The organism is Pseudomonas poae, from assembly GCA_028869255.1.
GTDB classification, from domain to species: domain Bacteria; phylum Pseudomonadota; class Gammaproteobacteria; order Pseudomonadales; family Pseudomonadaceae; genus Aquipseudomonas; species Aquipseudomonas poae_C.
Window position 1 is genome coordinate 4,437,697 of sequence record CP110972.1, and the last position, 12,616, is coordinate 4,450,312.

Below are 12,616 nucleotides of genomic sequence, written 5' to 3' on the forward strand. Positions count from 1 at the left end.
TTTTTTGCCGATTTTCGGCGAATACGGCACACTACTCGCCCGAGCGCCTGCTCGGTTTTTTCCACTTGAAGCAGCACGCCTATGACCCGCTCCCCGTTCCGCCGTCTGGTGTTTGGCACCTTGCGCCGACTGTTGTACCTCTGGGTTCGCTCGGAGACGATCAACCAGTCGTCCCTCACCCTTAACCTGGACCGCAGCCGGCCGGTGTTCTACGTCCTGCAATCGCCCTCCCTCACCGAATTGGCCGTGGTCGATGCCGAGTGCACCAAGGCCGGCCTGCCGCGCCCGGTGCTGCCGGTATCGGTGGGCCGGCTGATGGAACCGGCGGCGTTCTTCTACCTCACGCCCGAGCCGGACTGGCTCGGCCGCCAGGACAAGCGCGGCGCACCGCCGACACTGACCCGTCTGGTCGATACCCTGACCGAGCACGCCGAAGAGAATGCACAAATCATTCCCGTCAGCGTGTTCTGGGGGCAGTCGCCCGAGAGCGAGTCCAGCCCGTGGAAGCTGCTGTTTGCCGACAGCTGGGCGGTCACCGGGCGTCTGCGTCGGTTGCTGAGCATCCTGATCCTGGGTCGCAAGACCCGCGTGCAATTCTCCGCGCCAATCAACCTGCGTGAATTGATCGAGCACAATAAAGGTCACGAACGCACCGTGCGCATGGCCCAACGCATCTTGCGTGTGCACTTTCGTAACCTGAAGACGGCGGTGATCGGCCCCGATTTGTCCCACCGCCGTAACCTGGTGAAGGGCCTGGTCAACATGCCGCTGGTGCGCCAGGCCATCCTGGATGAGGCCGAGCGCGAAAAAATCACCCCGGAAAAAGCCAAGGCCCAGGCCCTGCGCTACGGCAACGAGATCGCCTCAGACTACACCTACACCGCAATCCGTTTCCTGGAAGTGGTGCTGAGCTGGTTCTGGAACAAGATCTACGACGGCATCAAGGTCAATAACATCGAAGGTGTGCAAAAGGTTGCCCAGGGCTACGAGGTGATCTATGTGCCGTGCCACCGCAGCCATATCGACTACCTGCTGCTCTCGTACCTGCTGTTCAAAAATGGCCTGACCCCGCCGCATATCGCCGCCGGGATCAACCTGAACATGCCGGTGATCGGCAGCCTGCTGCGCCGTGGCGGTGCGTTTTTCATGCGCCGCACCTTCAAGGGCAACCCGCTGTATACCTCGGTGTTCAATGAATACCTGCACACGCTGTTCACCAAGGGCTTCCCGGTGGAGTACTTCGTGGAGGGCGGGCGCTCGCGTACCGGGCGCATGCTGCAACCGAAAACCGGGATGCTGGCGATCACCCTGCGCAGTTTCTTGCGCTCTTCGCGCATGCCGATCGTGTTTGTGCCGGTGTACATCGGCTACGAACGTGTGCTGGAAGGCCGCACCTACCTGGGCGAGCTGCGGGGTGCGAGCAAGAAGAAAGAGTCGATCTTCGATATTTTCAAAGTGGTCGGCGCGCTCAAGCAGCGCTTTGGCCAGGTCGCGGTCAACTTCGGCGAGCCGATCAAACTGGCGGAATTCCTCGACGCCGAACAACCGGATTGGCGCAATCAGGAGCTGGGCCCGAACTACAAGCCGGCCTGGCTCAACGAAACCACCAACCGCCTCGGCGAACAGGTGGCGCGCCACTTGAACGAGGCCGCTGCGGTCAACCCGGTAAACCTTGTGGCCCTGGCGCTGTTGTCCACCACCCGCCTGGCCCTGGATGAACAGGCCATGGCCCGCCAGCTGGACCTGTACCTGGCGCTGCTGCGTCGCGTGCCGTACTCGCCGCACACCACCTTGCCGGAAGGTGATGGCCTGGCGTTGATCAAGCACGTCAAGGATATGGACCTGCTGTCGGAGCAAAGCGACGCCCTGGGCAAGATCGTGTACCTGGGCGAGCAAAACGCGGTGCTGATGACCTACTACCGCAACAACGTGCTGCACATTTTCGCCCTGCCCGCGCTGCTCGCGAGCTTCTTCCAGAGCAGCTCGCGCATGAGCCGCGAGCAGATCCTGCGCTACACCCACGCGCTGTACCCGTACCTGCAATCGGAGCTGTTTATCCGCTGGTCGCTGGAGGAGCTGGACACGGTGGTCGACCAATGGCTCGAGGCGTTTGTCGAACAGGGCCTGCTGCGCTTCGAGAACAACGTGTACCTGCGCCCGGCCCCGAGTTCGCGGCACTTTGTGCTGCTGACGCTGCTGTCCAAGAGCATCGCCCAGACGCTGCAACGCTTCTATATGGCGATCTCGCTGCTGCTCAACAGCGGCCAGAACAGCATCAGCGCCGAAGAACTGGAAGACCTGTGCACGATCATGGCCCAGCGCCTGTCGATCCTGCATGGCCTCAATGCGCCGGAATTCTTCGATAAGAGCCTTTTCCGACATTTTATCCAGACCTTACTGGAGCAAGATGTGCTGCGCCGCGATGAAGCCGGCAAGTTGAGCTACCACGACCTGCTCGGCGAGCTGGCCGAAGGCGCGGCCAAGCGCGTGTTGCCGGCCGAAATTCGCCTGTCGATCCGCCAGGTGGCGTTGCACCGGGTGGACGGTGCCGCCGAGGCGTCGGTTGACCCCGAAGAAAGCCGCTAGATTGTATGAGGCGCCGGTCGGATGCCGGCGCCGTTGACGAGGAGCTGTACCATGAAAAAAATCATCCTCCTGGGCCTGACCGCCCTGCTCGGAGCCTGCCAGACCATGAATCCCGCGCCCAAGGCCAGCCTCGACGGCGAAGTGTTCTACCTGCAACGCATCGCGCTGCCGCCGACTGCTACCTTGAGTGTCAGCCTGCAGGATGTGTCCCTGGCGGACGCCCCGGCCGTGACGCTCGCCGAGCAGAAAGGCCCGGTCAAAGGCCAGGTGCCGCTGCCGTTTCATCTGAGCTACGACCCGGCCCAGGTCAAACCTGGCCACAGTTACTCGGTGAGTGCTCGCATCGAGCTGGAGGGCAAGCTACTGTTTATTACCACCGAACGGCACACTGTGCAGCTCAATGGCCAGGACCCACAGCCGATGCGCTTGCGGGTTGATGCTGTGGCTCACTGACTTTACGAACACTTAATTTACGCACATTGATTTTACAAACATAAGGAAGCGCTCATGCTCCGTAAGTCTCTTCGCCTCACTGCCCTGTGTGCCGGCCTGCTGCTCGGCGCCAATGCCATGGCCCTGGACCTTGGCAGCCTGTCCCAGGGCGACGCCAGCGGCGGCCTCAAGGACGCACTGACCCAAGGCGCACAGATCGCCGTGAAGCAACTGGGCGTACCCGGTGGTTTCAGCAACAACCCCGAAGTGAAGATCGGCCTGCCGGGCAAACTGGGCAAAGTCGCCGACAAGCTGAAGATGTTCGGCATGGGTGATCAGGTCACCCAGCTGGAAACCAGCATGAACAAAGCGGCAGAAACTGCCGTGACCCAGGCGCAACCGATCCTGGTCAATGCAGTGAAGAACATGAGTGTGACCGACGCCAAGGGCATCCTCGCCGGTGGTCAGGATTCGGCGACGCAATACCTGAACAAGAGCAGTCGCGAAGAGATCCGTGCCAAGTTCCTGCCGATCGTCAAGGCTGCCACCGACAAGGTCGGGGTGGCCCAACAGTACAACGCCCTCGCCGGCAAGGCTGCGGCTTTTGGCGCGGTGGATGCCAAGAGCGCCAACGTGGAAAACTACGTGACCGAGCAAGCGCTGGACGGCTTGTTCAAGATGATTGCGCAGCAGGAAGAAACCATTCGTAAAAATCCGGCGGCGGCTGCCACGAGCCTGGCGAAGAAGGTGTTTGGGGCGCTGTAAACCCTCCAACCAGTGCGCCAGAATCCCTGTCACGGACTTTGGCGCACCGGCATTACGCTAGCGTATTATCAACCCAGCGGAAACAGTGAGCGCAGCGGTCTGTCGGACAACGGGTACTGACACACCGGGTAAGGGTGCGAGTGGCCTTGGCTCGGCCTTTCAGGCAGCGAGTGGCCGGAACCAAACGGGGATGAATAAGAAAGGTGTGAGCCTGTACGCGCATAAGACTCAAACGGGTCAGGCCTTTGAACGGGTAATTTGCTACCCAGCAACGACCCCAGCAACGCACCTTTGAAAGCAGCAATGGCATCAAAAATAGACATGTGACACTCCATAAACTCAGTGAAATAGCGCCGACCGTCATCTGACAAGGTCGAACGCTGCGCCTGTCCATCAGGCAATTCTGAGTGGAGTAAAAAATACGAACGTTCCATACACCCCGCTGCCGGGTTGCATCAGCATGTAAATCAATGAATCACCGACTCAGCCAGTCGCCCCATCATGATCGTCGCGAAACAGCAGATGGCCACGGAGGTTACCCGGTTGATCTTCAAGGGCGTGAGCCACGCCTTCTGAATGCCTTCGAAGCGACTGCCCAGCACAATCCATGCAGCCCCCACCGGTATCACCACCAATGCGAGGGTGGCCATGAAACCGGCATAGCCTTGCAGCGAAGCAAACGCGTTGATCGGTGCGATAAAAGAAACGATCAGCAGGCCCTTGGGGTTCATCACGGTGAGCCAGAAAAAATACAGGCCGCTGAAACGGTCCCGGCCCGCATCGACGGCGCTGTTCTTGCGTAACCACAGCGTGTAGGAAAGTTTGAGCAGGTAGCAGACCGCAGCCAACTGCGTGGCTTTTACGGCCCACGGTGACCAGGCGGACAGATAGAACAACGCCACCCCCCAAAGGGTGACCTGAAGCAGGTAAGCCAGGCATTCGATAAACGCCATACGCCATGAGGCTGCAAACCCGAATAACACGCCTGCGCGCATTAACAGTGTATTCGTCGGCCCGGGCACGACCAGTAGCAATACCAGTGCAGAAACCGTCCCAAACATAAAGATTATCCTCGACCGGAAATGATCAATGGGCTTTCCACCGATAGTGCTATTACGCCAGCGTGAATGACCACGCGACCGTCGCCACCATCAAAATCGCGAAGCTTACGTTAAGTCGCCGACTCCAAGCGGGGTGGATAAACAATTTGCGCATCCTGCTGCCCGCGAACAACCACAAAAAATCGAAGACCACACACACCAGGAGGCAGATCAACGCTTTAGCACTCTGCTCCCAGGCGGGCGCCGTGCCCAAGGTGAAACTGCCCAGCAACGCCGCAAACGCCGCATAGGCCTTGATGTTCGCGACGCCCAATACAAACCCGGCGCCCCAGCCCGGCGTGATCACAGACAGTTCGTCCTTGATCGGCGGCGCGGTGCCGATGCGATAGGCCAGCCAAAAAATATAAACAATGGAGATGACCGTCAGTGCCGCCGCCAGCATCGGAAAGCTGTGCAGGACCACATACAGCCCTGTAGCAACCAAGGCCATGGCAATCGTCAGGCCCAGTGTGATCCCGATAAAAAACTGAACCGAGCGCTGCATGCCATAAGCCGCACCGCTCGCCGCCAGCGCCAGGGTTGCGGGGCCTGGGCTGGCGAGCAAGGCGATCGCGGCGACGGTAAACGTGAGCGTCGCCTGGTACACGGATAGCAGGGCGTCGGGCATACAAGCCTCCTCTAGGGTCGGGTTCGTCGCGGCTTAAACGGGCAGCCCATGTTCGTGGCAGTAATAGACGGTTCGATAGTTCTTCATAAAATCAATCACGCCATTGGCGATGCCCATCGGGTCCTCTTTGTGCAGCAGTACCTTGGCGATCTGCTCGGCGATCCAGGCCATTTCCGGCTCTTTCATACCCAGGCGCGTGACCTCGACGGTGCCGAGCCGAATACCGGTTTCCCGGTAGGGGTCGGTATCCCAGGGCAGCGGCATTTCATTGCTGATGATGTTGGCCGCCTCCAGCAACTGCACCGCTTCGCGGCCACTGGCGAAAGGCTTTGAATCAATCACGATCTGATGGGTTCGGGTGTAGCCCTGCTCCCGGTAGAAGGCCGTCACGCCCCTGTGGTCCAGATGCATGGCCAGTGCCTGTGCGTTGGTCACGACCTGCTTCATATAGGTCGGCCCGTATTCGAGCAACTCGGTCGCCGCCACCGCGAGCGCCGCCACGCGGTTGATCTGATGGCTGCCGGTCAGCGTGGGGAAAATGGCCTCATGCAGCGGCGCGGTCAATGTTGCATCGTTCCAGGCGATCAGTCCGCCCTGGGGGCCACTGAAGGTTTTTCCGGAAGAACCGGTCATGAGGTCAGCCCCCTCTGCCAGCGGGTCCTGAAACAATCCGGCGCTGATCAAGCCCATTTGGTGGGCCGCATCGAAATAGACCTTTCCACCCCAGGGCGAGACGATGCCTTTGATATCGGCCACCGGCAGCGGGAACAAGGTCAAGGTCATGCCTAACCCGATCACGGCCGGCTTGAGGGTCTGGGCGATTTCGCTGAAATGCGTAAGGTCGATGTCTGCGGTTTTGTGCACAAAGGGAATGTCCCAGACCTTGAGCCCACGCACACCGGGCGGCCCATTGGTGCGGTTGCTGGTATCCCCGCCCCTGATCACCGGCACGGTCATTACGTTGTCCTCGGGGCGGGCCAACGCGGTGTACGCCGCGAGTACAGCTGCCATACCGCCCATCAACCGATGGTCGGCGTGCCGGGCGCGCAACGTGGTCTTCAACAGCTCCACGCAGAGCGATTCCAGCTCGTCGATGTTCTTCATACCGGAAAAAAAACGGTTATCACGTCCGATATGCCCACCCGATGCACGCGTGCCGACTTCACTGGCGAGCAATGCGCGCACCGCCGGGCTGGTCGGGGACTCGGCCGCCACGAGATTGATGCACTGCTGCCCGCGCCACTGTTCATTTCGAACGACCGCCGCCCTGACCAGATCGGCCATGGCCGCGTGCGATTGCGCCTGTTCCAGTAAGGCACTGGCGCGCTGGAGACATTCAATGTCATGCATGATCATCCTCCCGTGGGTTCAGCAACACTGTGCCTAGGTCAGGCTTTTCGCAGCTTCGGCGTGCTGGTCTTCCCACCAACGGTCATTGCCGTGAAGGTTTCGGCTAAGGTCTTTTTCAGCCGCCCAGGTCATGTTAAGGATGATCCGCGTGGCGTCCTCATTGAGCGGAATGGTGCGGTGCAGCGTGGTATCGGTGCGCAGGAAATAAATATCCCCGGTCTTGAAGCCGTAAGTCGCAATCGGGTTGCTGCACAGCAACTCATGGATCCTCGGGTTGGTTTTGTCCCATGAGGTATGAGGCACGCATTGCAACATCCCGCCTTTAGCGACAGGCGGCGTTTCGATAATCCAGATCAGCGCGAAGCTGTAATCGCCCCAGTGCCAACCGTGGGTATCACCTTTGCGCTCCTGCTTGGTGATCAGGTACTCCTCGTCCTTGGAGACGGACGCGACAATCTGCGTACCGGCGATCCGGGACAAGGTATCGAGCAATACCTCGGACTTGGAAAGTGTGTTGATCAGTGGACTGTTTTCAGCAATGAATTCGCTACGCACCACACTCATATAGCGCGGCGTATTATCGGTGGTTGCCAGGTGCAGGTCGCGGCGTTCAAGTTGGCGTTCGATCAGGCTGTTGACTTCGGCCGTTATCGTTTCACGCAGGCCATCATCGACAATATCGCGCAACTTTATAAACCCGTTGCGGGCAAACTCATGACGCAAGTTAAACATACGTTCTTCAGGAAAGTTATTATTCTGGTAGTGCTGCAAGCGCGCCTCATCAAGTACGTAGTTCATTTCAATCCCTCGATAAATAGATCAAGTTGAAAGAGCATCACAGTACTGCGTATGACTGCAGGCAAAACAATAGGTAGGGATTTTCGAAAAAGCCATTCTTTTTTCAGGGAACTGTGGTATGTAAGATTTTCACGCTATTTCGTCAATGTTCGTAAGGTCCATCTAATGAAAAGGCTTACAAAAACCGATCACACACTTGACCCGATTGACCGCGCGTTGCTGGTTGCGCTGCACCAGAACGCCCGAGCGTCGATCCGAGCACTCGGCCGGCAGGTGGGATTGTCGGCCCCCGGCTGCAGCGAGCGCCTCAAACGCCTGGAAGTGGCAGGCGTTATCAGTGGGTTCAGTGTTGAATTAGATGCACAGGCATTGGGGTTTTCGCTACAGGCGCTGGTGCGGGTAAAACCGCTGACCGGAAAGTTTCAAGCGGTGGAACAGTTACTGTCAGAAATGGCCGAATGTGTGGTGTGCTATAAAATTACCGGAGAGGACAGTTTCGTCTGCCATCTCTATACCGACTCGGTCAGCCATCTGGACCATACACTGCAACGCATTACTCCGTTGGCCGACACCAATACATCGATCATTAAAACAGTTGATAAGAAACTACCCGCCTTCTAAGTAAACACGTGGGAGATATTCAGGCTTTAACAGCAGTTATCGGATCTCAGGCTTTTCCCACACCCTTTAATCTTATCTGAAAGCCTTCACACCCCCCTTTCTATAAACTATTGCGCCTCCTTCCTGACGCGGAACCAAGCCGCATACAGGGCCGGCAGGAACAATAGGGTCAACGCCGTCGCCACAATCAAGCCGCCCATGATCGCCACTGCCATCGGTCCGAAGAACACGCTGCGTGACAGCGGGATCATTGCCAACACTGCCGCGAGGGCTGTCAGCACAATCGGGCGGAAGCGTCGCACGGTGGCTTCGATGATCGCCTGCCACGGCGCGAGCCCGGCTTTGATGTCCTGCTCGATCTGGTCCACCAGGATCACCGAGTTACGCATGATCATGCCCGACAACGCGATGGTCCCCAGCATGGCCACGAACCCGAAGGGCTGGCGAAACACCAGCAGGAACAGCGTCACACCGATCAGGCCCAATGGGGCGGTGAGAAATACCATCGCCGTGCGTGAGAAGCTGCGCAGTTGCAGCATCAGCAAGGTCAGCACCACCACGATAAACAGCGGCACGCCGGCCTTCACCGAGTTCTGCCCGCGGGCGGAGTCTTCGACGGTGCCGCCGACCTCCAACAGATAGCCGTCCGGCAGTTCGGCACGCACGCCTTCCAGCGTCGGCAATATCTGCTGAACCAGGGTCGCCGGTTGTTCCTTGCCGTAGATATCGGCGCGCACGGTGACCGTCGGCAGGCGGTTGCGGTGCCAGATAATGCCTTCTTCGAAGCCGTATTCAAGGGTGGCGATTTGCGACAGTGCCACGCTTTTGCCGTTGTCGGTCGGCACGGCCAGGCTCGGCAGCAGCGACAACTCGGTGCGTTCATGCACGGTGCCGCGCAGGAGGATTTCGATCAACTCGTTGTCCTCCCGGAACTGGCTGACGCTGGAACCGGTGAGAGAACTCTGCAGGAACTTCGACAGGTTGGCAGTGCTCACGCCAAGGGCGCGGGCGCGGTCCTGGTCGATATTGAGGTAGACGATTTTGCTCGGCTCTTCCCAGTCCAGGTGCACGTTGGCCACGTGGGTATTTTCGCGAACCTTGGTCGCCACTTTCCGAGCCAGGGCGCGGACTTCTTCGATGTGTTCGCCGGTCACACGGAACTGCACCGGGTAGCCCACGGGCGGGCCGTTTTCCAGGCGCGTGACCCGTGAACGCAGGTCGGGGAATTGTTCGTTGAGGGTTCCGATCAGCCAGGTGCGCAGGCTTTCACGCTCTTCGATGGTCTTGGCCAGCACCACAAATTGCGCGAAGCTCGCGGCGGGCAGTTGCTGGTCCAGAGGCAGGTAGAAGCGCGGCGAACCGGTGCCGACGTAAGCCACGTAATTGTCGATACCCGCGTGCTCCTTGAGCAAGGCTTCCAGGCGTTTGACCTGGTCTGCAGTGCTGCTCAGGGAGGCGCCTTCGGCCAGTTTCAGATCCACCATCAGTTCCAGCCGCCCGGAGGCCGGGAAGAACTGCTGCGGCACAAAGCGAAACAACGCGACCGAACCGATAAACAGCAGCAGGGTCAGCACGATCACCGTTTTGCGCCGCCCCACGCACCACTCCACCAAACGCCTTACGCGCTGATAGAACGGCGTGCCGTAGGGGTCCGGCCCATCGGTGCCGTGCTTGGCAGCGTGAATCTTCGCCAGGTCCGGCAGGAGTTTTTCCCCCAGGTACGGCACAAACACCACGGCGGCAACCCACGAGGCCAGCAGCGCGATGGTCACCACCTGGAAGATCGAACGGGTGTATTCGCCGGTGCTCGATTGTGCGGTGGCAATCGGCAGGAAGCCCGCAGCCGTGATCAAGGTGCCGGTGAGCATCGGGAAGGCGGTGCTGGTCCAGGCGAAACTCGCGGCTTTAAGCCGGTCGTAACCCTGCTCCATTTTGATCGCCATCATTTCCACGGCGATGATCGCGTCGTCCACCAGCAAGCCCAGAGCCAATACCAGTGCGCCGAGGGAGATCTTGTGCAGGCCGATGCCGAGGTAATACATGCTGGCAAAGGTCATCGCCAGCACCAGCGGAATCGCCAGGGCTACTACCATGCCGGTGCGTACGCCGAGCGAGAAGAAGCTCACCAGCAAGACAATAGCCAGCGCCTCTGCCAGGACCTGGACGAATTCACCGACGCTGGTTTTCACCGCCGCCGGTTGGTCCGACACCTTGCGCAGTTGCATGCCGGCCGGAAGGTTCTTCTGCAAGCGTGCGAATTCGCCTTCAAGGGCCTTGCCCAACACCAGGATATCGCCGCCGTCGCGCATGGCCACAGCCAGGCCGATAGCGTCTTCACCCATGTACCGCATACGCGGCGCCGGTGGGTCGTTGAAGCCACGGTGGATATCGGCCACATCGCCGATGCGGAACGTGCGATCGCCCACGCGAATCGGGAAAGCGCGGATCTCTTCCACCGTCTTGAAGTTACCCGACACGCGCAATTGCACGCGTTCGCTCGGGGTTTCAAAGAAGCCGGCGGTGGACACCGCATTCTGTTCCTGCAACGCCTGCTGCACTGCCGCCAAGGGCAAGCCCAGGGTGGCGAGCTTGAGGTTGGACAGCTCGATCCAGATCTTCTCATCCTGCAGGCCCAGCAGCTCGACCTTGCCCACATCCGGCACCCGTTGCAGCTGAATCTGGATGCGGTCGGCGTAGTCCTTGAGTACCGCATAGTCGAAGCCGTCACCGGTCAGCGCGTAGATATTGCCGAAGGTGGTGCCGAACTCATCATTGAAAAACGGGCCCTGGATGTCCGGTGGCAAGGTCTGGCGAATGTCGCTGATCTTCTTGCGCACCTGGTACCACAGCTCGGGAATTTGCGCCGAGCGCATGGAGTCGCGGGCCATAAACGTAACCTGCGACTCGCCGGGGCGCGAGAACGAGACAATGCGCTCGTAGTCGCCGGTCTCCATGAGTTTTTTCTCGATGCGCTCGGTGACTTGGCGCGACACCTCCTGGGCCGTGGCACCGGGCCAGTTGGTCTTGATCACCATCGCCTTGAAAGTGAAGGGCGGGTCCTCGCTTTGCCCGAGCTTGGTGTAAGACAAAGTACCGACTACCGCCAGCAGGATCATTAGGAACAGTACGATCTGGCGATTACGCAACGCCCATTCGGAAAGATTGAAACCCATCGGGGACTACTCCTTGGCCGCCAGATTCACCACACGGTTGGAGCGATCCACCGGGCGCACTTGCTGACCCTCGTGGAGCACATGCACGCCGGCGGCAATCACCCAATCAGTCGGGCGCAAGCCTTCCAGCACCGGAACGGTCTTTTCACCGAAGGCGCCGATGCGCACCGGGGTGCGCTTGAGGGTGTTGTCCGGCTCTACGCGCCAGACGTAGGACGCACCGTTCTCCGCGCTGAGGGCCGACAGCGGCACCGACAGCGGGATAACGCCATCGGCCTGTATGAATACGCGGGCGCTTTGGCCCAGTTCCGCCGGGACTTTGCCGCCGGTAAAGGCGACACGTGCAGCGAAGGTGCGCGATTTCGGGTCGGCTGCGGGCGACAGCTCACGAATGCGCCCGGCAAAGCGCTGGTCCGGCTGGCTCCACAGCTCGACGGCAACCGGCTGGCCGATCTTGAAACGCCCGAAGCCTTGTTCCGGCAGGCTGATCAACACTTCGCGCTCGCCATCGGTGGCCAGGGTGAACACGGTTTGACCGGCGGAGACCACCTGGCCGACCTCCACTGCACGCTTGGCGACCACACCGTCCTGTGGCGCACGCAAAATGGCGTACCCGGCCTGGTTGCTGGACACATCGAATTCGGCCTTGATCTGTTTGAGGCGCGCTTCGCCTGCGCGGTAGAGGTTTTCGGAATTGTCGTACTGGGAGCGGCTGACCATCTGACGGTCCATCAAGGTCTTGTAGCGATCACGCTCGGCGCGCACCAGGCTCAGGTTGGCCTCGGCGGCCGCCACCTGGGCGCGGGTGGCCTCCAGCTGCAGGCGCACGTCCTGGGGGTCGAGTTCCGCCAGGGGCTGGTTGGCCTTGACCCGCTCGCCCTCCTCTACCAGCCGCTTGCTGACTTTGCCGCCGATGCGAAAGGCCAGGTCCGGCTCATAACGGGCACGCACTTCGCCAGGGTAGCTGTCCATCGACTGCGCCGAGGGCTGCGGTTGCACCACCATCGCCGGGCGGATGGTGGTTTGAGCCGCTTCTTCACTGGCCGCAGGCGGCCAATAGGAAGACCAGGCTGACAGGCAACGCAAGGGGCAGGAAAGTGCTGCGCATGCTGAAGGACCTTTCGCAAATGGTGCTAGGAATAATTATACTGGCCGGTATGTTA

General features: G+C 59.9%; 9 protein-coding genes and 1 pseudogene. 4 read left to right on the top strand and 6 right to left on the bottom strand.

The annotated features are described in order from the left end of the window. Positions 1–81: 81 nt before the first annotated feature. Genes plsB through LRS56_20160 form a run of 3 tightly spaced genes read left to right on the top strand, consistent with a single transcriptional unit; the run spans position 82 to position 3,783 of the window. Positions 82–2,586, top strand: a complete 2,505-nt coding sequence (gene plsB / locus LRS56_20150) for a glycerol-3-phosphate 1-O-acyltransferase PlsB (GenBank protein WDU61144.1) — start codon at positions 82–84, stop codon at positions 2,584–2,586. A gap of 51 nt (positions 2,587–2,637) precedes the next feature. Beyond that, complete coding sequence (locus LRS56_20155) at positions 2,638–3,039, top strand: YbaY family lipoprotein (GenBank protein WDU61145.1); 402 nt, start codon at positions 2,638–2,640, stop codon at positions 3,037–3,039. A 54-nt stretch (positions 3,040–3,093) separates the two neighbouring features. Then, positions 3,094–3,783 (top strand): DUF4197 domain-containing protein, encoded by a 690-nt coding sequence (locus LRS56_20160; protein WDU61146.1) that lies wholly within the window; start codon positions 3,094–3,096, stop codon positions 3,781–3,783. Positions 3,784–4,250: 467 nt separating this feature from the next. Here the strand turns inward: LRS56_20160 and LRS56_20165 are convergent, their stop codons facing one another. The 4 genes from LRS56_20165 to LRS56_20180 are packed head-to-tail and all read right to left on the bottom strand — an operon-like array spanning position 4,251 to position 7,632. Then, positions 4,251–4,844, bottom strand: coding sequence for a threonine transporter RhtB (locus tag LRS56_20165; GenBank protein WDU61147.1), 594 nt, complete (start codon positions 4,842–4,844; stop codon positions 4,251–4,253). Positions 4,845–4,896: 52 nt separating this feature from the next. Continuing rightward, positions 4,897–5,511, bottom strand: coding sequence for a LysE family translocator (locus tag LRS56_20170; GenBank protein ID WDU61148.1), 615 nt, complete (start codon positions 5,509–5,511; stop codon positions 4,897–4,899). A 33-nt stretch (positions 5,512–5,544) separates the two neighbouring features. Further along, positions 5,545–6,867 (bottom strand): serine hydroxymethyltransferase, encoded by a 1,323-nt coding sequence (locus tag LRS56_20175; protein WDU61149.1) that lies wholly within the window; start codon positions 6,865–6,867, stop codon positions 5,545–5,547. A 27-nt stretch (positions 6,868–6,894) separates the two neighbouring features. Next, positions 6,895–7,632 carry an ArpA protein gene (locus LRS56_20180; protein ID WDU61150.1) on the bottom strand — a complete coding sequence of 246 codons (738 nt, stop codon included), beginning with the start codon at positions 7,630–7,632 and terminating at the stop codon, positions 6,895–6,897. A 78-nt stretch (positions 7,633–7,710) separates the two neighbouring features. On the opposite strand from LRS56_20180, the gene LRS56_20185 reads away from it, so the two are divergent. Then, positions 7,711–8,280, top strand: a complete 570-nt coding sequence (locus LRS56_20185) for an Lrp/AsnC family transcriptional regulator (protein ID WDU61151.1) — start codon at positions 7,711–7,713, stop codon at positions 8,278–8,280. Positions 8,281–8,387: 107 nt separating this feature from the next. Here LRS56_20185 and LRS56_20190 read toward each other — a convergent pair whose 3' ends face one another. After that, a complete protein-coding gene (locus tag LRS56_20190) occupies positions 8,388–11,453 on the bottom strand; it encodes an efflux RND transporter permease subunit (protein ID WDU61152.1) in 3,066 nt (1,021 codons plus the stop codon). A 6-nt stretch (positions 11,454–11,459) separates the two neighbouring features. Further along, positions 11,460–12,561: pseudogene (locus tag LRS56_20195) on the bottom strand (efflux RND transporter periplasmic adaptor subunit). Between the last annotated feature and the right edge of the window lie 55 nt (positions 12,562–12,616).

What these genes read in the sequence shown, in the direction of transcription:
- plsB (WDU61144.1), top strand. Translation starts at nt 82, where the DNA reads ATGACCCGCTCCCCGTTCCGCCGTCTGGTGTTTGGCACCTTGCGCCGA.
- LRS56_20155 (WDU61145.1), top strand. Translation starts at nt 2,638, where the DNA reads ATGAAAAAAATCATCCTCCTGGGCCTGACCGCCCTGCTCGGAGCCTGC.
- LRS56_20160 (WDU61146.1), top strand. Translation starts at nt 3,094, where the DNA reads ATGCTCCGTAAGTCTCTTCGCCTCACTGCCCTGTGTGCCGGCCTGCTG.
- LRS56_20165 (WDU61147.1), bottom strand. Translation starts at nt 4,844, where the DNA reads ATGTTTGGGACGGTTTCTGCACTGGTATTGCTACTGGTCGTGCCCGGG.
- LRS56_20170 (WDU61148.1), bottom strand. Translation starts at nt 5,511, where the DNA reads ATGCCCGACGCCCTGCTATCCGTGTACCAGGCGACGCTCACGTTTACC.
- LRS56_20175 (WDU61149.1), bottom strand. Translation starts at nt 6,867, where the DNA reads ATGATCATGCATGACATTGAATGTCTCCAGCGCGCCAGTGCCTTACTG.
- LRS56_20185 (WDU61151.1), top strand. Translation starts at nt 7,711, where the DNA reads ATGACTGCAGGCAAAACAATAGGTAGGGATTTTCGAAAAAGCCATTCT.
- LRS56_20190 (WDU61152.1), bottom strand. Translation starts at nt 11,453, where the DNA reads ATGGGTTTCAATCTTTCCGAATGGGCGTTGCGTAATCGCCAGATCGTA.